Source organism: Stenotrophomonas sp. YJH_SMC_16 (genome assembly GCF_059367875.1).
Genome location: NZ_JCAFRH010000005.1, coordinates 214096 through 232033, shown reverse-complemented (window position 1 = coordinate 232033; position 17938 = coordinate 214096). Strand labels below are relative to the sequence as shown.

At 65.9% G+C, this 17938-nt stretch carries 20 protein-coding genes; 10 read left to right on the top strand and 10 right to left on the bottom strand.

Translation table 11 applies throughout. The features are described 5' to 3' along the window. Nucleotides 1-101 precede the first annotated feature (101 nt). From AC5P6E_RS13105 to cfa, 3 genes are read left to right on the top strand one after another with little or no spacing between them, the layout of a single operon-like run. Entirely contained in the window at nucleotides 102-404 is a 303-nt protein-coding gene (locus AC5P6E_RS13105; protein WP_006455911.1) for a GNAT family N-acetyltransferase, read from the top strand. A 37-nt stretch (nucleotides 405-441) separates the two neighbouring features. Then, nucleotides 442-1323 carry a DUF3298 and DUF4163 domain-containing protein gene (locus AC5P6E_RS13100; RefSeq protein WP_049482644.1) on the top strand — a complete coding sequence of 294 codons (882 nt, stop codon included), beginning with the start codon at nucleotides 442-444 and terminating at the stop codon, nucleotides 1321-1323. A 19-nt stretch (nucleotides 1324-1342) separates the two neighbouring features. Next, the gene (gene cfa, locus AC5P6E_RS13095) at nucleotides 1343-2458 is read left to right on the top strand and encodes a cyclopropane fatty acyl phospholipid synthase (protein WP_495231044.1); all 1116 of its coding nucleotides are present in this window, start codon (nucleotides 1343-1345) and stop codon (nucleotides 2456-2458) included. 92 nt (nucleotides 2459-2550) lie between these two features. Here cfa and AC5P6E_RS13090 read toward each other — a convergent pair whose 3' ends face one another. After that, on the bottom strand, nucleotides 2551-4719 hold the full coding sequence (locus AC5P6E_RS13090) for a M3 family metallopeptidase (RefSeq protein WP_049409324.1): 2169 nt from the start codon (nucleotides 4717-4719) through the stop codon (nucleotides 2551-2553). 130 nt (nucleotides 4720-4849) lie between these two features. Here AC5P6E_RS13090 and AC5P6E_RS13085 point away from each other — a divergent pair, with 130 nt between their 5' ends. Then, entirely contained in the window at nucleotides 4850-5329 is a 480-nt protein-coding gene (locus tag AC5P6E_RS13085) for a glutathione peroxidase (RefSeq protein ID WP_049409322.1), read from the top strand. A gap of 94 nt (nucleotides 5330-5423) precedes the next feature. Here AC5P6E_RS13085 and AC5P6E_RS13080 read toward each other — a convergent pair whose 3' ends face one another. The 4 genes from AC5P6E_RS13080 to AC5P6E_RS13065 all read right to left on the bottom strand — a co-directional run bounded on the left by AC5P6E_RS13080 (nucleotide 5424) and on the right by AC5P6E_RS13065 (nucleotide 9979). Next, the gene (locus AC5P6E_RS13080; RefSeq protein WP_010486777.1) at nucleotides 5424-6203 is read right to left on the bottom strand and encodes a ferredoxin--NADP reductase; all 780 of its coding nucleotides are present in this window, start codon (nucleotides 6201-6203) and stop codon (nucleotides 5424-5426) included. Nucleotides 6204-6283: 80 nt separating this feature from the next. Beyond that, nucleotides 6284-8155, bottom strand: a complete 1872-nt coding sequence (locus tag AC5P6E_RS13075; protein ID WP_049409319.1) for an ABC transporter ATP-binding protein — start codon at nucleotides 8153-8155, stop codon at nucleotides 6284-6286. A 441-nt stretch (nucleotides 8156-8596) separates the two neighbouring features. Continuing rightward, complete coding sequence (locus tag AC5P6E_RS13070) at nucleotides 8597-9046, bottom strand: carboxymuconolactone decarboxylase family protein (RefSeq protein ID WP_010486783.1); 450 nt, start codon at nucleotides 9044-9046, stop codon at nucleotides 8597-8599. Between the two features lie 36 nt (nucleotides 9047-9082). Next, nucleotides 9083-9979 carry an RNA polymerase sigma-70 factor gene (locus AC5P6E_RS13065; protein ID WP_049409316.1) on the bottom strand — a complete coding sequence of 299 codons (897 nt, stop codon included), beginning with the start codon at nucleotides 9977-9979 and terminating at the stop codon, nucleotides 9083-9085. Between the two features lie 147 nt (nucleotides 9980-10126). Between AC5P6E_RS13065 and AC5P6E_RS13060 the strand changes: the two genes are divergently transcribed. The 4 genes from AC5P6E_RS13060 (at nucleotide 10127) to AC5P6E_RS13045 (ending at nucleotide 13262) form a co-directional block, all read left to right on the top strand. Beyond that, nucleotides 10127-11644 carry a fumarate hydratase gene (locus tag AC5P6E_RS13060; protein WP_049409314.1) on the top strand — a complete coding sequence of 506 codons (1518 nt, stop codon included), beginning with the start codon at nucleotides 10127-10129 and terminating at the stop codon, nucleotides 11642-11644. A 117-nt stretch (nucleotides 11645-11761) separates the two neighbouring features. Then, nucleotides 11762-12157 (top strand): hypothetical protein, encoded by a 396-nt coding sequence (locus AC5P6E_RS13055; protein ID WP_049409312.1) that lies wholly within the window; start codon nucleotides 11762-11764, stop codon nucleotides 12155-12157. 75 nt (nucleotides 12158-12232) lie between these two features. Further along, nucleotides 12233-12568 (top strand): hypothetical protein, encoded by a 336-nt coding sequence (locus AC5P6E_RS13050; protein WP_049409310.1) that lies wholly within the window; start codon nucleotides 12233-12235, stop codon nucleotides 12566-12568. 58 nt (nucleotides 12569-12626) lie between these two features. Then, nucleotides 12627-13262, top strand: a complete 636-nt coding sequence (locus tag AC5P6E_RS13045; protein WP_049409309.1) for a glutathione S-transferase family protein — start codon at nucleotides 12627-12629, stop codon at nucleotides 13260-13262. 75 nt (nucleotides 13263-13337) lie between these two features. On the opposite strand, the gene arsC is transcribed toward AC5P6E_RS13045, so the two are convergent. The 3 genes from arsC to AC5P6E_RS13030 all read right to left on the bottom strand — a co-directional run bounded on the left by arsC (nucleotide 13338) and on the right by AC5P6E_RS13030 (nucleotide 15438). Further along, complete coding sequence (gene arsC / locus AC5P6E_RS13040; RefSeq protein WP_019337377.1) at nucleotides 13338-13679, bottom strand: arsenate reductase (glutaredoxin); 342 nt, start codon at nucleotides 13677-13679, stop codon at nucleotides 13338-13340. Beyond that, entirely contained in the window at nucleotides 13679-14833 is a 1155-nt protein-coding gene (locus AC5P6E_RS13035) for a phospholipase A (protein ID WP_019337376.1), read from the bottom strand. The genes arsC and AC5P6E_RS13035 overlap by 1 nt, the downstream gene beginning before the upstream one ends. A gap of 119 nt (nucleotides 14834-14952) precedes the next feature. Next, nucleotides 14953-15438 carry a DUF456 domain-containing protein gene (locus AC5P6E_RS13030; RefSeq protein ID WP_049409307.1) on the bottom strand — a complete coding sequence of 162 codons (486 nt, stop codon included), beginning with the start codon at nucleotides 15436-15438 and terminating at the stop codon, nucleotides 14953-14955. A 235-nt stretch (nucleotides 15439-15673) separates the two neighbouring features. On the opposite strand from AC5P6E_RS13030, the gene AC5P6E_RS13025 reads away from it, so the two are divergent. Continuing rightward, nucleotides 15674-15883: a cold-shock protein gene (locus AC5P6E_RS13025; RefSeq protein ID WP_010486802.1), complete on the top strand. Its 210-nt coding sequence runs from the start codon at nucleotides 15674-15676 to the stop codon at nucleotides 15881-15883. A 72-nt stretch (nucleotides 15884-15955) separates the two neighbouring features. On the opposite strand, the gene AC5P6E_RS13020 is transcribed toward AC5P6E_RS13025, so the two are convergent. Both AC5P6E_RS13020 and AC5P6E_RS13015 read right to left on the bottom strand, forming a co-directional pair. Next, on the bottom strand, nucleotides 15956-16450 hold the full coding sequence (locus tag AC5P6E_RS13020; RefSeq protein ID WP_010486804.1) for a glycine zipper 2TM domain-containing protein: 495 nt from the start codon (nucleotides 16448-16450) through the stop codon (nucleotides 15956-15958). Between the two features lie 136 nt (nucleotides 16451-16586). Beyond that, nucleotides 16587-17021: a cytochrome c gene (locus tag AC5P6E_RS13015; protein WP_019337374.1), complete on the bottom strand. Its 435-nt coding sequence runs from the start codon at nucleotides 17019-17021 to the stop codon at nucleotides 16587-16589. A gap of 80 nt (nucleotides 17022-17101) precedes the next feature. Here AC5P6E_RS13015 and AC5P6E_RS13010 point away from each other — a divergent pair, with 80 nt between their 5' ends. Continuing rightward, nucleotides 17102-17926: a tRNA threonylcarbamoyladenosine dehydratase gene (locus AC5P6E_RS13010; RefSeq protein WP_010486808.1), complete on the top strand. Its 825-nt coding sequence runs from the start codon at nucleotides 17102-17104 to the stop codon at nucleotides 17924-17926. Nucleotides 17927-17938 lie beyond the last annotated feature (12 nt).

Sequence of the window (17938 nt, the reverse complement as noted above, 5' to 3'; positions counted from 1 at the left end):
AAAACTGACGTGAACGGACTGGACTTGCCCCTGTTCAGGCTTCACGCGATCATGGCGCCCGGCTGCGCACCATCCACGCAGTCGCCGCAGGAGACAGTTCCATGGCTTCGGTCACGCCCCCCGGTCTGGCCTACGAGGTCGAACACGACCTGGCCAACCATCGCTTCACCGCCCGTGTGCGCGGACAGCTGGCGGTGCTGGATTACCAGATCAAACGCAGGCGCATGGTCATCACGCATACCGAGGTGCCCGAGCCGATCGCCGGCCGGGGCATTGCCGGTGAGCTGACCCGTGTGGCGCTGCGTTTTGCCCGTGAGCAGAAGTACAAGGTGGTGCCGGCGTGTTCCTACGCCGAGGCCTTCCTGCAGCGGCATGAGGAGTACCACGACCTGCTCGTTGGCTGAATGCCAGCGGGCCACGCTTCAGCCATGGCAGGCGATGATGTACAAACATGAACAGGGGATCCCGATGAAGATTGGAAACAACCGGCCATTGCACGGCAGCGTGCTGGCCGGCGTGGTAGGCGTGCTGTTGCTGGCCGGTTGCCAGCGTGAGAGCGAACCGGCACCGGTGGCCGACGGGGCACCTGCCGCCGAGACCACCGCCGCAGGCGAAACGCCGGCCACGGAAGCGCCGCTGGACCTGCGCGACGTGATCGAGAACAACGAACGCGAAGTGGTGGGCATCAGCTACCCGGCCGGCATCGACCGCTACCCGGGCCTGGCACGCGCGCTGCAGGACTATGCCACCAGCGCTCGCAGCGACCTGCAGCAGGCACTGGACGGGCTGGGCAATGACAAGCCGACCATGCCCTACGAGCTGTCGCTGAGCTTCGAGAAGCTGCTGGAAACGCCACAGCTGGTGGTGGTCAGTGCCGATGGCAGCCGCTATACCGGTGGCGCCCACGGCGAGCCGCTGGTGGCGCGTTTCGTGTGGCTGCCGGCGCAGCAGCAGATGCTCAGCGCCGACAAGCTGGTGGCCGATGCCAAGGGCTGGAAGGCGATCAGTGATTTCGTTGCCGACCAGCTGCGCGAACGCGTGGCCACGCGGCTCAGCGGCGAGGACATGGACCCGGCCCAGCTGCAGGAATCGCTGCGCAATGCATCGCGCATGATCGCCGACGGTACCGGCCCGCAGGCCGACAATTTCAGCCAGTTCCAGCCGCTGACCGACGACAAGGGGCAGATCACGGCACTGCGCTTTGTTTTCCCGCCCTACCAGGTGGGTCCATACTCGGACGGCACCCAGACCGCCGATGTTCCGGCGGCGGTGCTGTTGCCGCACGTGGCCAAGGACTACGTGGAGCTGTTCGCACGCGGTTGACCGCAGTCGAGGAGGTGGCGTGGATACAAGGTTGCAGGAGCGGGTCGCCGGCCTGCTGCAGGAAGCCGGGGTCCGCATCGGCGGTACCCAGCCACAGGATATCCAGGTGCATGACCCGCGCTTCTTCGCGCGGGTCATGGGCCAAGGCTCGCTCGGCCTCGGCGAGAGCTACATGGAGGGTTGGTGGGATGCCAACGTCCTGGATGAATTCCTCGTCCACCTGATGCAGGCGCACTTGGACGAACGGGTGCACGGTTGGCGCGAAGTGGCCGATGCGCTGAAGGCGCGCCTGTTCAACCTGCAGGTGGGGCAGGGCAGCTACGAAGTCGGCCGCCGCCACTACGACCTCGGCAACGATCTCTACCAGGCCATGCTCGGCCAGCGCCTGGTCTACAGCTGTGGCTACTGGCGCAATGCCGACGATCTCGACACCGCGCAGGAAGCCAAGCTCGACCTGGTGTGCCGCAAGCTGGGGCTGCGCCCGGGTCAGCGTGTGCTGGACATCGGCTGTGGCTGGGGCGAAGCCCTGAAGTTCGCTGCCGAGCGCTACGGCGTCAGCGGCGTCGGCGTGACCATTTCGCAGGAACAGGCCGAGTTTGCCCGCGAGCTGTGCGCGGGGTTGCCGATTGAAATCCGCCTGCAGGACTACCGGGAACTGGACGAACCGTTCGATGCGATTTTCTCGATCGGCATGTTCGAGCACGTCGGCGACAAGAACTACGCCAGCTTCTTCGAAGTGGCCAAACGCTGCCTGTCGCCGCGTGGCCTGCTGCTGCTGCATACCATCGGCACCAACATCTCGCGGCATCGCACCGATCCGTGGATCGCGCGCTACATCTTCCCCAACTCGATGCTGCCGTCGGCAGTGCAGATCACCCGGGCGTTCGAAGGCCGTTTCGTGCTGGAGGACTGGCACAACTTCGGCACCGATTACGACCTGACCCTGCAAGCCTGGCGGCGCAACGTGGAAGCGGCATGGCCACGGCTGGATGCGCGTTATGACGAGCATTTCCGCCGCATGTGGCGGTTCTACCTGGCCGGATCGATGGCCACCTTCCGCTGCCGGCATGCGCAGTTGTGGCAGCTGGTGCTGTCGCCGGAAGGCGTGCCGGGCGGGTACGTGGCGCCACGCTGATCTGCAAGAGCATCCACGCCATGCGTGGATGACCCAACAAAAAACCGCCCGGTTTCCCGGGCGGTTTTCGTTTCAGGCTGCCGCAGCGGCGATCAGTTGCCGGCGCCGGTCAGGCCACGCTTTTCCAGCAGCGGTTCGATCTGCGGCTCGTGGCCGGCGAAATCGCGGAACAGCTGCATGGCATCCACGCTGCCACCCTTGGACAGCAGCGTGGCGCGGAAGTGGTCGCCGTTCTTGCGGCTCAGGCCGCCGTTGTCCTTGAACCACTTCTGGGTGTTGGCGTCGAGCACTTCCGACCAGATGTAGGCGTAGTAGCCGGCCGAGTAGCCACCCATGATGTGGCTGAAGTACGGGGTCTTGTAGCGCGGCGGAACCGGCGCGTAGTAGATGCCGTCCTTCTCCAGCGCGGCGCGCTCGAAGGCCATCACGTCCTTGGCGGCCGGCACCTGGTCGGCGCCGATCTGGTGCCAGCGCTGATCAAGCATGGCTGCACCCAGGTACTCGGTGGTGGCGAAGCCCTGGTTGAACTTGGCCGCCGCCAGCACCTTGTCCAGCAGCGCCTGCGGCATCGCCGAACCGTTCTGGTAGTGCTTGGCGTAGTTCTTCAGGATGACCGGGTTGTCGGCCCACATCTCGTTGACCTGCGAGGGGAACTCGACGAAGTCACGCGGCACCGAGGTGCCCGAGAAGTACGGGTACTTCACGTTGGAGAACATGCCGTGCAGGGCATGGCCGAACTCGTGGAAGGTGGTGTTCACCTCATCCCAGGTCAGCAGGGTCGGCTGGCCGGCCGGCGGCTTCGGGATGTTCAGGTGGTTGGCGACCACCGGCTTGAAGCCGGTCAGCTTGGACTGCGAAACGTAGGAATTCATCCACGCACCACCGCGCTTGGAGGCGCGTGCATACGGGTCGAAGATGAAGATCGCCAGCTGGCTGCCGTCGGCGTCGAACACGTCGTAGACGGTGACGTCATCGTGGTAGACCGGCAGGTCGGTGCGCTGCTTGAAGGTCAGGCCGAATTCCAGGTTGGCGGCATGGAACACGCCGTTCTCCAGCACGTTCTTCATTTCGAAGTACGGCTTCAGCTGCGACTCGTCGAAGTTGTACTTGGCCTGGCGCACCTTCTCGCTGTAGAAGGCCCAGTCCCACGGTTCCAGCTGGAAGGTCGGCTTGCGCGCGGCCTTCTGTTCCTTGTCGATCATCGCCTGCAGGTCGGCGGCTTCGCGCTTGGCGTTGGCCACGGCGGCCGGGGCCAGCTTGCCCAGCATCGCATTGACCGCTTCCGGGGTCTTGGCGGTCTGGTTGGTCAGGTTGTAGGCGGCGAAGTTCGGGAAGCCCATCAGCTTGGCCTTGTCGGCACGCAGCTGCATGATGCGCGAGACCAGCGCGGTGTTGTCGAACTCACCGCCACGGCTGCCACGGCTGACCGACGCTTCGTAGATCTTCTGGCGCAGGGCGCGGTTGGCCAGGTTGGTCAGCGGCGGCTGGCCGGTGGTGTTGAGCAGGGTGATCACGTACTTGCCGTCCTGGCCGCGGGCCTTGGCGGCTTCGGCAGCGGCGGCGATCTGCTCCTTGGACAGGCCGTCCAGCTCCTTGACGTCGTCGACGGTGATTGCCGAAGCGTTCACTTCCGACTGCACGTTCTGGCTGAACTTGGTGCCCAGGTTGGCCAGCTCGGCGTTCATTTCCTTCAGCTTGGCCTTGTCGGCGTCGGACAGCTTGGCGCCGGCGCGCACGTAGTTGTCGTAGTACTTCTCGACCAGGCGCACGCCTTCGGCGTCCAGGCCCAGCTGGCTGCGGGTGTCGTACAGTGCCTGGATGCGCGCGAACAGCTTGCCGTTCAGCGCGATCGCATCGCTGTGCGCGGCGAACTTCGCCGAGTAGTCGGCCTGCAGCTTCTTGCGGGTGTCGTTGGTATCGGCGCCCACCAGGCTGAAGAACACGGTGGTCGCGCGGTCGAGGATGTCACCGCTCTTTTCCAGCGCGATGATGGTGTTGTCGAAGGTCGGCTTGGCCTTGTTGTTGGCGATGGCCTCCACTTCCTTCAGCTGCTGCGCCATGCCGGCGTCGAAGGCCGGGGCGAAGTCGCTGTCCTTGATCTTGTCGAACTGCGGGAAGTGCAGCGGCAGCGGGCTTTCGGCGAAGAACGGATTGGCCTGCTGGGCATGGGGGCTGGCAGCCGGGGTGGCGGCGCCGGCGGAGAAGGCGGGCAGGGCAAGGCCGAGGGACATGGCCACGGCAAGGGCAAGGCGAGTGGTCAAGGCAGGAACTCCGGTAAGGCAGACAAGGGCCCGAGGTTAACCCGGCCGGCCGCGCCCGCACTTGTGTCAAAAGGCATGCTGGTGGGGCCGGGCGGAGGTACCATGCATTCACCGCCCACGGCCCGCCATCATGACCAGCGCCTACGATTTCAGCTTCCGTGACCTCGACGGCCAGCCGCAGGCGCTGGATCAGTACCGGGGCCGTCCCTTGTTGCTGGTGAACGTGGCCAGCCGCTGTGGTTTCACCCCGCAGTACACCGGGCTGGAGCAGCTGTGGCAGGACTACCGCGAGCGCGGCCTGGTGGTGATCGGCTTCCCATGCAACCAGTTCGGCGCGCAGGAGCCCGGCGACGCCGCGCAGATCCGCCAGTTCTGTTCGCTGGATTATCCGGTCAGCTTCCCGCTGTCGGAGAAGATCGAGGTCAACGGCGAGGGGGCTGATCCGTTGTGGGCCTGGCTGTCACGCGAGAAGCGCGGCCTGCTTGGCAGTGCCCGTATCAAGTGGAATTTCAGCAAGTTCCTGGTCGATCGCCAGGGGCGGGTAGTGTCGCGGCATGCGCCCACCACCAGGCCGGAGCAGCTGCGCGACGAGATCGAAGCGGTGTTGTAGAGCCGAGCCCACGCTCGGCTGCTTGTCCGGCCGACATTGAGGGCGCGCGGTGCGCGCGAGCCGAGCGTGGGCTCGGCTCTACAGCTGCAACGGTTTACTTCTCGACGAACGCGCGCTCGAAGACATAGTGGCCCGGCTGGCCGATGCGCGGCGAGACCTGGAAGCCGCGGGCATCGAGCACAGTTCGCAGATCAGCCAGCATCTGCGGGCTGCCGCAGATCATCGCGCGGTCGTTTTCCGGGCTCAGTTCCGGCAGGCCGAGGGTGCGCTGCATCTCGCCGCTTTCCATCAGCTGGGTCAGGCGCCCCTGGTTGGCGAACGGTTCACGGGTGACGGCCGGGTAGTACAGCAGCTTGTCGCCGATCATCTCGCCCAGGAACTCATGCTCACGCAGTTCCTTCTCGAAGTAATCGCGGTAGGCCAGGTCCTTTTCGTAGCGCACGCCGTGGCACAGGATCACCTTCTCGAAGCGCTCGTAGGTTTCCGGGTCCTTGATGACCGACAGCCACGGTGCCATGCCGGTGCCGGTGCCCAGCAGATACAGGTTCTTGCCCGGGTGCAGGTCGCTGATCAGCAGGGTGCCGGTGGGTTTCTTGCCAACCAGCACCTTGTCGCCCGGCTTGATGTGCTGCAGGCGCGAGGTCAGCGGTCCGTCCTGCACCTTGATGCTGAAGAACTCCAGATGCTCTTCCCAGTTGGCGCTGGCGATGGAATAGGCGCGCAGCAACGGCCGCGCCTCGGTTTCCAGGCCGATCATCACAAACTGGCCGTTCTCGAAGCGGAAGCCGCTGTCGCGGGTGGTGGTGAAGCTGAAGTAGGCGTCGGTCCAGTGACGGACCTCAAGCACCGTTTCGGCGCCGAAAGCGGAGGACATGGGCGTATCTATCGAAAGTCGTCGGGGGTGATTCTATCTCAAATGAGACAGGTTCTCATTAGGCGGAACGAGAGGCGTTCTCAGCGGTAACCCGCTGCCTGCAGCTCGAATAGCTCGGCGTACCGTCCTCCCTGGGCCATCAGCTGCTCATGGGTGCCGCTGGCCTCGATGTGGCCATCGGCCAGCACCAGGATGCGATCGGCCATGCGTACCGAGGAAAAACGGTGGGAAATCAATACTGCGGTGCGATTATCCGCCAGTTCCCTGAACCGCTGGAACACTTCAAACTCACTTCGGGCATCCAGCGCTGCGGTTGGCTCATCCAGGATCATCACCTGCGCATTGCGCATCCACGCGCGGGCAATGGCGATCTTCTGCCATTGGCCGCCGGACAGGTCCACGCCCTGCTTGAAGCGGCGGCCGATCAGCTGGTCGTAACCGCCGGGCAGGTCGTCGATCACGTCCTCGGCCATGCCGCGCCGCGCGGCGTCGGCGATGCGTGCCTGGTCGTCCATCGCCTCGACCTGGCCGACGCCGATATTCTCGCCGGCGCTGAGGTTGTAGCGCACGAAGTCCTGGAAGATCACCCCGAGGTTGGCGCGCAGGTCGTCCAGGTCGTAGTCGCGCAGGTCACGGCCATCGAGCAGGATGCGGCCCTCGTCCGGTTCGTACAGCCGCGCCAGCAGCTTCACCAGCGTGGTCTTGCCCGCTCCGTTCTCGCCGACCAGGGCCAGCACTTCGCCGGCGTGCAGCTGGAAATCCAGATGGCGCACCGCCCACTGTTCGGCATCGGGATAGCGGAAGCCGACGTTCTCGAACACGAAGCCCTGGCGGATCGGCTGCGGCACGCGCACGGCGCCTTCCCGCGAGTGGATTTCCGGCTCGATCTGGAAGAACGAGAACAGGTCATCCAGGTACAGCGCCTGGCTGGCCACCTGCGAAAAGCCGATCAGCAGGCCTTCCAGCAGCTGGCGCAGGCGCAGGAAGCTGCCGGCAAGGAAGGTCAGGTCGCCGATCGAGAAGTCGCCGCGCACCGTGCGCCAGGCGATGTAGGCATAGGCGGTGTAGTAGCCCAGCGTGCCCAGCGCGGCCAGCAGCGTGCCCCAGAACGCACGCCGCCGGGCCAGCGCCCGGTTGGCCTGGAACAGCGCCACTGACAGCCGCCGGTAACGCTCTACCAGGAAGCGGTGCAGGTTGTAGATCTTCACTTCCTTGGCCGTTTCCACGCTGGCGCCGAGCTGGCGCAGGTAGTCGAGCTGGCGGCGCTCGGGCGTCCACTGGAAATTGAGGCTGTAGCCGGCCGCGTTGAAGTGCGATTCGCCGATGAAGGCCGGCACCAGCGCCAGCGCCAGCAGCAGGATCAGCCACGGCGCGTACACCAGCAGGCCGACGGCGAGGCTGGCCACGGTGATCGCGTCCTGCACCTGGCCGAACAGTTGGCTCATCAGGTTCATCCGGCCCATGGTCTGGCGCCGCGCGCGGTCCAGCTTGTCCTGCAGGTCCGGATCCTCGAAGTCCTCCAGATCCAGCGTTGCCGCGTGTTCCATCAGCCGGATGCTGGTGACGTTGGCGAACAGTTCGGAAAGCAGGGCGTCGGCATAGCTGACCAACCGGCCGAGCAGGTCCGAGGCGATGGCCAGTCCGAATTCCAGCGCCAGCAGGCCCAGCAGTGGGTTGAGCAGACCACTGGACAGCGCTTCGCCCAGCGGCGGGAAGCCGGCGTCGTGCTGGCTCAGGTGCAGGGCGCTGTCGATGATCAGCTTGCCGACGTAGAGCATCGCCACCGGCAGCAGTGCACGGATCAGGCGCAGCCCGAGGCTGGCCAGGGTGAGCGCAGGGCTGGTCTGCCAGACCATGCGCAGGAAAGGCGGCAGGTTGCGCATCGCCCTGAAGCGCTGGCGCAGGCTGGGTTTCTTCGCGGCGGCAGCGCCAGCGGTGGGGGTAGCAGGCATGCGCGTATTGTGCGCGTCGGACGCGTGCAGATGGGGTCAGTGCAGCCGTGTGGCCGGCACCGGGATCAGATCCCTTTGCAAAGCGAAGGGATCCAGCCCCCCGTATCCACGCATGGCGTGGATCTACCGTGTCGACCAAGGTCGACACCTGCCAACAGCAGTAGAAGTCTGTCGAGGGCGGGGTGGGTCAGGTCGCAGGGGCGTGAGCCGCATGGGCACGAGGCATGCCTCGGGCGGGTTGGGCAGGACGCCCAACCCCGGTCTTGCCGTGTGCGCAGGACAGCGCACACGAGCAAGCGGCGACCGAGCTTACATGGACGTACTTGCAGCGTCCCCTGCGACCTGACCCGCCCCGCCAACCCACAGTAGCGCCGGCTTTTGATGTTGCTCTGGTTGTTGCCTCTGCGGGTGCCGGGCGGCAGCCCGGCGAACAAAAGCCTCTTACGGCAGCGGTGGCAGCAGGCCCGCGCCCAGCCGGTTCCAGGCGTTGATCACGGCAATGCCCATGCTCAGGTCACTGATGCCCTTCTCATCGAAATGCGGCGCCAACGCATCGAACGCCGCCTGCGACGGCGCACCGTCGGTCAAACGGGTCAGCGCCTCGGCCCAGCCCAGTGCTGCGCGTTCGCGTGCATCGAAGAAGCGGCTTTCGTGCCACGCGGGCAGGGTGTCCAGCTTGCGCGGCTCAATGCCGCCCTTGCGCAGCGCGGTGCCGTGCATGTCCATGCAGTAGCCGCAGCCGTTGAGCTGCGACACGCGCAGGAACACCAGTTCCATCAGGGTCGGGTCGATCGAACTGTCATGCACCGCCTGGCTGGTGGCCAACAGGCCCTTGAAGGCCTCGGCGGCCAGGCGGGTGTAGGGGACGCGGGGAGAGGTGTGGTCGGACATTTTCGGCTCCACGGCGGCCAGGATGGCCGCCTTTCATTACGAGGACGCCGTGCCGTCACCGTGCGTGACAACGATCGGCAACTTTTCCGGATTCAGCACGCTGTACACGTTGGCGATGCGGCCGTCGACCACTTCGATGGTGGTGACCGAGTGCAGCCGATCGCCATGGAAGCGCAGGATCGCCGGCTCGCCGTTGACGTAGCCCAGCTGCGCCGGATGCACCGCGCCACGACGTGCGATGGCCCAGAACAGGCGGCCGATGCGCTCGGCGCCCAGCAGCGGGCGTACCGCTGCGGTGACCACGCCGCCGCCGTCGGAGACCAGCTGCGCGTTGGTGTGCAGCAGGGCCTGGATCGCTTCGCTGTCGCCGCGCTGCGAGGCATCCATGAAGCGCGCCAGCAGCTGCCGGTGCTGGCTGGCATCGGCATTGAAGCGTGGGCGCCCGGATTGCAGGCGCTGCCGGGCCCGATGCACCAGCTGCCGGCAGTTGGCTTCGCTGTGGCCGATCAGGTCGGCGATTTCGCGGTAGTCGTGGTCGAACGCTTCCTTCAGCAGGAAGGCGGCGCGTTCCTCGGGGCCGAGCTGTTCGAGCAGGGTCAGGAAGGCGACCGAGACATCGTCGGCCAGCGCATGCAGCTGCGCCGGGCCGGGCGCCGGGTCGGGCTCCAGGGTGACCGCCAGTGGCTCGGCCAGCCAGGGACCGACGTAGTGCATGCGCTCGCGCTTGGCCGCGCGCAGCCGGTCCAGGCCAAGCCGGGTGGTGGTGGTGACCAGCCAGGCTTCGGGGTCGCGGACGGCCGCCGGGTCGGCGCCGGACCAGCGCAGCCAGGCATCCTGGACGACGTCTTCGGCGTCGGCGCGGCTGCCGAGCAGGCGGTAGGCCAGGGCCATCAGGCGCGGGCGGTGGTTATGGAAAGCGGTTTCAGCGTTCATGTGGGCAAGGACGCCGCAGTGGCGCATGGCGTGACAGAGGGCTTGCGCGGATAGTGCCGGCCGGCGGCCGGCACTACCACCCCGCGGCCGGGGGAGGGGGTAAAATGGGCGGATTACCCCCGCCAGCCTCGAGCAAGCGAGCAAGACGTGACATCGATCAAGCAGGAAGACCTCATCCAGTCCATCGCCGACGCGCTGCAGTACATCTCGTACTACCACCCGGTCGACTACATCAAGAACCTTGCCGCCGCCTACGAGCGCGAGGAGTCGCCGGCCGCGAAGGAGGCGATGGCGCAGATCCTGATCAATTCGCGCATGTGCGCCGAAGGCCACCGTCCGATCTGCCAGGACACCGGCATCGTCACCGTGTTCCTGGAAATCGGCATGGACGTGCGTTGGGATGACGCCACCATGGGCGTGGAAGACATGGCCAATGAAGGCGTGCGCCGCGCCTACATGCACCCGGACAACAAGCTGCGCGCCTCGGTGCTGGCTGATCCTGCCGGCAAGCGCATCAACACCAGGGACAACACCCCGGGCGTGGTCAACGTCAAGGTGGTGCCGGGCAACACGGTCGACGTGATCGTCGCCGCCAAGGGCGGTGGCTCGGAAGCCAAGACCAAGTTCGCCATGCTCAATCCGTCCGACTCCATCGTCGACTGGGTGCTGAAGACCGTGCCGACCATGGGCGCCGGCTGGTGCCCGCCGGGCATGCTCGGCATCGGCATCGGTGGCACCGCCGAGAAGGCGATGCTGCTGGCCAAGGAGGCGCTGATGGAACCGATCGACATCACCGAGTTGCAGGCCCGTGGTGCCTCCAACCGCATCGAGGAGCTGCGCCTGGAGTTGTATGAGAAGGTCAATGCGCTGGGCATCGGCGCGCAGGGCCTGGGCGGCCTGACCACTGTGCTGGACATCAAGATCAACGACTATCCGACCCATGCGGCCAACCTGCCGGTGGCGATGATCCCGAACTGCGCGGCCACCCGCCACGCGCACTTCACCCTGGACGGCAGCGGCCCGGTGATGCTGGACCCGCCGTCGCTGGAAGACTGGCCGAAGCTGACCTACGATTCGTCCAAGGGCACCCGCGTGGACCTGGACACGATCACGCCGGAGGACGTGGCCAGCTGGAAGCCGGGCCAGACCCTGCTGCTCAACGGCAAGCTGCTGACCGGCCGTGACGCCGCGCACAAGCGCATGGTCGACATGCTCAACAAGGGCGAGGAACTGCCGGTCGACCTGAAGGGGCGTTTCATCTACTACGTGGGCCCGGTTGATCCGGTGCGCGACGAAGTGGTGGGCCCGGCCGGCCCGACCACGGCGACCCGTATGGACAAGTTCACCGAGCAGGTGCTGGCGCAGACCGGCCTGCTGGGTATGGTCGGCAAGGCCGAGCGCGGCCCGGCCGCCATCGAGGCGATCAAGAAGCACAAGTCGGCCTACCTGATGGCGGTCGGCGGTTCGGCCTACCTCGTGTCCAAGGCGATCAAGGCGGCCAAGGTGGTCGGTTTCGCTGATCTGGGCATGGAAGCGATCTACGAGTTCACCGTGCAGGACATGCCGGTGACCGTGGCAGTGGATTCCACTGGCGAATCGGTACACAAGACCGGCCCGCGCGAATGGCAGGCCCGCATCGGCAAGATTCCGGTGGTGGTGGAGTAAGTCTTCCGCTTCCGTTTCAGGCAACGGCGCCCGCGTGGCGCCGTTGTTGTGTGCAGCCTGCCCGCGCGCGGCCTGCTCTGCCAACGTACTGGCCGGCGTACTGGAAGGGAGTCCATCGTGCTGCAGTGGTCGCGTGTTTTCGTGTTGCTGGTCGCTACGCTGGCGTGCAGCGCCTGCGGGCCACGTTATTTCGTCGAGCCACCCACCCACGAAGCGGGGAAGATCTGCGCGTCGGTCTGCGAGAGCCAGAAGGCGACGTGCGACTTCCACAACCGCGCCCGTGCCGAATCGGATCAGCGGAGCTGCGAAAGCGAGAAGAGCCGGATCATCAGCCGTTGCAGTGGTATCGCCGACGACAAGCAGCGGCACAACTGCGAAGGGGGCAACGGTGCCGGCAACTACTGCGGTCCCCCGGCGCTTCCTTCATGCAGTGCCCCGTACGCCCAGTGCCTGCTCTCCTGCGGCGGTACCGTGAATGACGTCCGCACCGACACCGGTACTCCCGTGTACTGATCGCGGCACGCGTAGGTGCATGCACGAGTAACCGTAGTCTGCTAGGGTCGGCACTCCCCTGCACTGGATGTGCCCATGCGCCTGCATCGATCCGTCGCGGCTGTGTTCCTGCTGGTCCTGGTCGGCTGCAGCACAACGTCATCCTATGAAGGTGCGGATTTCTCCGCCTCCTCGCAGTGCCGCATGCAGTGCCAGGCCGACTATCGCAGCTGCATGGCGCGGGGCAGCACCGGCAACAGTGCCTTCAGCTGCGAGCAGCAGGCGGTGCCTGCGCCGGACAAGCGCTGCAAGGACGTTGCCAACCCCGAACTGCGCCGTGCCTGCGAACTGAAGGCGCATGACTGCACGATGCGCGCGCCGATGATGTCCTGTGGCGAACGCCGGGATTCCTGCATGAGCAGCTGCGGCTGAGCAACGATCGCGCGCGCGGGCGCATAATCGGCGGATCCACCTGCACAGGATCTTCCGCATGAGCACCACGCTGTATGGTTCGACCAGTACTGCCGCCCTCGTGGTGCATTGGCTGTTGATCGAGCTGGGCATCGAGCACGAGTTGGTGCTGCTGGATTTCGACGCGCGCGAGCACAAGTCGGCGGAGTACCTGGCGCTGAATCCGGCCGGTGTGGTGCCGACGCTGCTGATCGATGGCTTGGTACTGACCGAAGCGGCGGCCATTGCGTTGTATCTGGCTGATCGCCATCCGGGCGCCAACCTGCTGCCCCCGGTGGGCACGCCACAGCGTGCCGAGGCCTACCGATGGATGTTCTGGTGTGCCAATACGCTGCAGCCCGCCTATCGCGCCTGGTTCTACCCGCATGAAATGGCGGGGGAGGCGAATATCGAGGCGAGCCGCGAGATGGCCCGTCAGCGCCTTGAAGCGGCCTGGCAGCATGTCGCCACGCACCTGCAGGTGCATGGTCCCTACCTGCTGGGCGCCACGCCCTGCGTGGTCGACTACATGCTGGTGATGCTGATGCGCTGGTCGCGCGGCATGCCGAAGCCCAGCGACACCTGGCCGGTGCTGAAGGCGCATGCCACGTCGATGAAGGCGCGCCCGGCGTTCGCCGAGGTGTATCGCCGCGAGGGCATCACCGACTGGCGATAACCAAAAAAGGGGACGGAGGGAATTAAGTCGTTTGTGCACAAACGACTTAATTCCCTCCGTCCCCTTTTTTTCGGGCTAGAGGATCTCCAGCACCGTTTCCGGCGGGCGGCACAGCCGTGTGCCCTTGGGCGTGCGCACCACGGGGCGGTTGATCAGGCGCGGGTGTTCGGCCATCGAGGCCAGCAGCGTGGCCTCGTCCGCATCTTCCAGGCCCAGTTCGGCGAACTGCGATTCCTTGCTGCGCACCAGATCACGCGCGCTCAATCCGGATTCGGCCAGCACCTGGCGCAGTGTGGCCACATCGGGGGGATTGCCGAGGTACTCGATCACCTCCGGCTCGAAGCCCGCATCGCGGATCAGCTTCAGGGCGCCGCGCGAATTGCTGCACGCCGGGTTATGCCAGATCGTCACGTCCATCAGAACCACTCCAGCAGCGACACGCCCACACCCACGTAGGTGGCTTTGTGGTTGTAGTCGATCAGGCTTTCGCCGTAGCCGTCGAAGATCTGCACATGGCCGCGCAGCAGGTTGCTGATCGGGAAGCCGTAATCCAGCTGCAGGGCGCCGTGCGAGCGGCTGCCGGTGCGCAGCGAATGACGCGCCATCAGCGAGACTTCATGGCCGTTGCGGTTCCAGGTCAGGGTCGCGTCACCGCGGCCCATGTAGTCCTCGATGTCCGGATTGTTGTCGTCGCTGCGGGTCTCGGGAATGCGGTACCACGGACGCAGCACCAGTGCCCAGTTCTCACGGTCCAGGCCGATGTTGAGCATCACCCGGTTCCAGCTGCGCGACAGCGGATCAGCGCGGCCGTTGGACTGATGGTTCAGGGCGATGCCGGTCATGCGCCCGCGCCAGCCACCGATCGAGTAGCCGTTGCGGAATACCATCATCACTTCCGGCTCGTAATTGGTTTCGCGGAACGGGCGCGAATCCTCGCCGTTGTAGGCCTGCCAGCGCGAGCTCTGGGTGTAGCCGGCCCAGATATCGCCGTTGTCGCCGAACAGGTTCTCGGCGATCTTGGTCTTGAAGCTGATCTGGAACTTCAGTTCGGCACTGTCGAGTACCTGCGGGGTGGTGACCGTGTTGGCCGGGTTCGGCGAATGCGGCGTGGTGTTGCGGTCGCTGGTCCAGAACGCCGGCAGCAGGTATACCGGCTTGTAGGCACGCAGCTGGAACGGGCCCAGCTTGGAGTCCTCGGCCAGCTCCCAGCGGCTGTCCAGCAGCGAACCGCGTCCGGCGTTGGCCAGCGCGCTGTCCGGTGCTGCCGGACGGAACAGGTCGCTGACCCGTTCGCGCAGTTTCTCTTCGCCCTGGCTCACGCGTGCGGTCTGGCGCTCTTCGCGACGGGCCTGCGCGGCCGCCTCAGCAGCGGCGTCGGCAGCGGCCGTGGCCTGCGGGGTGTGCGCGAACAGGCGGTCATAGCAGGCCAGGCGCGCGGCGTCGGTGGTGATGGCGGCACACGCCGCCGGCGAAGTGTCGGTGCTGGGCACGAATTCCTGCGCGGCCAGCGGCGCACTGGCCAGGGCCAGCGCCAGCGGCGCGAGGCGGGGAAGCAGCGGGGGGAGGGTCATTCCAGCAGGCCCTTCGGTGAATACGGGAATCGCACAGTGTGGCGGCTGTACCGGATCGCGGCCAGCCCCTACGGTTTATGCACGGCCACTGCGTGCGTGTAGCGTGAAGGCTGCACCGGTCACAGGAACCAGGCGAAGGCGAACAGCCCCAGCATCGCGATCACCACCGCCAGCTTCAGCGCCAGGCCGAGCAGGATGCCGAGCCAGGTGGCCAGGCCGACCTTGGTCGAGCGGCCCAGCTCGCGGGTGTGCCAGTACTCGCCGAGCAGGGCGCCGATCAACGGGCCGGCGAACAGGCCGATCGGCATGAAGAACAGGCCGACGATGCTGCCGAGGAACGTGCCCCATAGCGCCTTCCGGCTGGCGCCCACCCGTTGTGCGCCCACCACTGTGGCCAGCACGTCCGCCAGCAGCGAGAGCGCGGTCAGTACACCCAGTGCGACCAGGGTTGGCCAGCCCACATGGGCGAAGCCGTCGGCCCAGGCCGCCAGCAGCAGTCCGATGAATACCAGCGGGATGCCGGGGAGGGCTGGCAGGATGATCCCGGCGATGCCGACCAGGACAAAAATGACCGCTAGCAGATATAAGATGAATGAGAGTCCCATGCTGTCCCGTATGGTGGCCGTTTTGGGGTTGACAGTGAAAGATTTTGCCAGTTGCTTTTTCGTTTTGGGCGGGTTAAGTTGCAGTCGCTGAGCTTGGCAAGGTCACCGTGGATCGTGGCCTGATGAAGCAAGATCTTCCCGATCCGCTGCATCGATGCACCTCGCTTCCCCCTTGCTTGTCAGCCGCCCACCAGGCGTTTCCAACAACAAGAGAGAGTCAAAGGGAGTTAGTGAGATGGCTGATCGCGAGACCGGTACCGTAAAGTGGTTCAATGATGCGAAGGGCTTCGGCTTCATCAGCCGGCAGAATGGCGAGGACGTGTTCGTGCACTTCCGCGCCATCGAGACCCAGGGCTTCAAGAGCCTCAAGGAAGGCCAGACTGTGAGCTTCGAAGTCGTGCAGGGCCAGAAGGGTCTGCAGGCTGACAAGGTGCAGCCGGTGTAATGCCCGCCGCCTGTCGGCATGAAAAAGGCCCGCGCAAGCGGGCCTTTTTCGTTGCGCATGGCCCGGTGCGGGTCAGCGCAGGATGACCTTGCCGTTGACCACGCGCACGTAGGTGTTTTCGCGGATGCCGCCGAGGTCACGCTGGTTGACCACGATGGTGCGGCCATCGTCCATGCGCACGCTGATGTCGTAGGTGTCGCTGGTCACGTTCTTCTGGATCTGGTTGCCGGCCAGCGCGCCACCGACTGCGCCCGCAGCGGCGGCGATGTTCTTGTTGCCACGGCTGCCACCGGTGTGGTCGGAGATCTCGTGGCCGGCCACGGCGCCGACGATGCCGCCCAGGATCGCGCCGGTCGCGCTGGGGGCGGTACGGCCGGACTGCACGGTGTTGATGCGGGTGACGATGCCGCAGTCAGCGCAGCGGCCCTGGTTGTAACCGCCGTTGTTGCCGTAGCCGCCATTGTTGTAGCCGTTGTTGTAACCACCACCGCCGTAGCCAGGCGAGGTGGCACAGCCTGCCAGGGCGAGGGTAGCGATGGCGCTGGCGGCAATGAGCTGGATCTTCATGGGGCGTCTCCTGGCCGTGAAGGCGGGTGTCTGGGGTGGTACTGCGTCATGCAGCAGGGTGGACGAATCGTCTCCTTTCGAACGTGAACGACGCGCCAACCGTGCATGCCTTGCCCGGCTGCAGGATGAATGCGGCTCAGCGGAAGTCCTGGTGGCAGGCGCGGCAGTCGGCCTGCACGGTTTCCACCACTTGGGCCAGGGCCGTGCAGTCGCTGGGCGGCGCGGCCAGGGCGGCGTTGAGGTTGCCACGCAGCTGGCTGGCATGCTGCTGGAACTGCGCGTTGTCCTTCAGCCCGGGAAAGGCCAGATCGAGGTCGTTGGACAGCAGGCGCAGGGCCTGCAGGCGCGGCACGCTGTCGGCCAGGCTGCAGCGGTTCTGCTGCTGGGCCTGCTGCAGCAGCTGCGATTGCCGTTGCATCACCTGCATCAGACTGTCCGGGAACGGGTCGCGGCGCGCCTGCAGGGCGCGGCCCACCATCACCGTGGCGATCAGGCCGATCAGCAGGCCCAGGCACAGCACGAACAGGTAGCGGTAGGCGGTGGACGGGCGGCGGGGCGGGCTGGCGTTCATGGCGGGCTCTCCGGGCGTGCAACGGTGGGTTCGATGCCGGTGCGCTGTAGGCGCCGGCGCCTGCACGTTAAAATAGCCGGATGAACGAACAGGTCAAACAACGCTTCGCCGGCATCGAACGGCTGTATGGCGTGGGTGCGCTCGAGCGCCTGCAGGGCAGCCGCGTGGCGGTGGTGGGCATGGGCGGCGTCGGCTCGTGGGTGGTGGAGGCGCTGGCCCGCTCGGCGGTTGGCCACCTGACCCTGATCGATGCCGATGACATCTGCGTCTCCAACACCAACCGGCAGCTGCCGGCGATGGAAGGCAACTACGGCCGCAACAAGGCCGAGGCGATGGCCGAGCGCTGCCGCGCGATCAATCCGGATATCGAGGTCGATGCCGTGCAGGCGTTCCTGACCGTGTCGAACATGGCGGAGCTGCTGGACCGGGGCTTCGATCTGGTGATCGATGCCTGCGACAGCTTCCGGGTCAAGGTCGAGACGATTGCCTGGTGCCGTCGCCGCAAGCTGCCGCTGCTGACCGTCGGTGCCGCCGGTGGCCGTACCGATCCGACTCTGGTGCGCATCCGCGACGTCTCGCGCACCGAGCACGACGCCATGCTGGCGCTGATCCGCAAGAAGCTGCGCAGCGAGTTCAATTTCCCGAAGAACGCCAAGCGCTACTTCGGTGTGCCGGCAGTGTATTCGCTGGAGAACGTGAAGTATCCGCAGGCTGATGGCAGCGTCTGTGGCATCCGCCCGAACCTCGGCGCCGATGCGGCGTTGAAGCTGGACTGCGGCGCCGGCCTGGGTGCGGCGACCCATATCACTGGCGCATTCGCGTTCGCGGCGGTGGGCAAGGCGCTGGAAATGCTGCTGGAGCCGAAGAAAGTGAAGGCCGAAGCGGTAGAGGCCAGCGAGGTGTGATGGATCGTGCCG

Coding starts and splice junctions, on each gene's coding strand:
- AC5P6E_RS13035 (WP_019337376.1), bottom strand. CDS start 14,833: ATGACCCTCCCCCCGCTGCTTCCCCGCCTCGCGCCGCTGGCGCTGGCC.
- AC5P6E_RS13015 (WP_019337374.1), bottom strand. CDS start 17,021: ATGAACGCCAGCCCGCCCCGCCGCCCGTCCACCGCCTACCGCTACCTG.
- AC5P6E_RS13065 (WP_049409316.1), bottom strand. CDS start 9,979: ATGAACGCTGAAACCGCTTTCCATAACCACCGCCCGCGCCTGATGGCC.
- AC5P6E_RS13070 (WP_010486783.1), bottom strand. CDS start 9,046: ATGTCCGACCACACCTCTCCCCGCGTCCCCTACACCCGCCTGGCCGCC.
- AC5P6E_RS13010 (WP_010486808.1), top strand. CDS start 17,102: ATGAACGAACAGGTCAAACAACGCTTCGCCGGCATCGAACGGCTGTAT.
- AC5P6E_RS13020 (WP_010486804.1), bottom strand. CDS start 16,450: ATGAAGATCCAGCTCATTGCCGCCAGCGCCATCGCTACCCTCGCCCTG.
- AC5P6E_RS13085 (WP_049409322.1), top strand. CDS start 4,850: ATGACCAGCGCCTACGATTTCAGCTTCCGTGACCTCGACGGCCAGCCG.
- AC5P6E_RS13050 (WP_049409310.1), top strand. CDS start 12,233: ATGCGCCTGCATCGATCCGTCGCGGCTGTGTTCCTGCTGGTCCTGGTC.
- AC5P6E_RS13025 (WP_010486802.1), top strand. CDS start 15,674: ATGGCTGATCGCGAGACCGGTACCGTAAAGTGGTTCAATGATGCGAAG.
- AC5P6E_RS13030 (WP_049409307.1), bottom strand. CDS start 15,438: ATGGGACTCTCATTCATCTTATATCTGCTAGCGGTCATTTTTGTCCTG.
- AC5P6E_RS13105 (WP_006455911.1), top strand. CDS start 102: ATGGCTTCGGTCACGCCCCCCGGTCTGGCCTACGAGGTCGAACACGAC.
- AC5P6E_RS13045 (WP_049409309.1), top strand. CDS start 12,627: ATGAGCACCACGCTGTATGGTTCGACCAGTACTGCCGCCCTCGTGGTG.
- AC5P6E_RS13080 (WP_010486777.1), bottom strand. CDS start 6,203: ATGTCCTCCGCTTTCGGCGCCGAAACGGTGCTTGAGGTCCGTCACTGG.
- AC5P6E_RS13075 (WP_049409319.1), bottom strand. CDS start 8,155: ATGCCTGCTACCCCCACCGCTGGCGCTGCCGCCGCGAAGAAACCCAGC.
- arsC (WP_019337377.1), bottom strand. CDS start 13,679: ATGGACGTGACGATCTGGCATAACCCGGCGTGCAGCAATTCGCGCGGC.
- AC5P6E_RS13100 (WP_049482644.1), top strand. CDS start 442: ATGTACAAACATGAACAGGGGATCCCGATGAAGATTGGAAACAACCGG.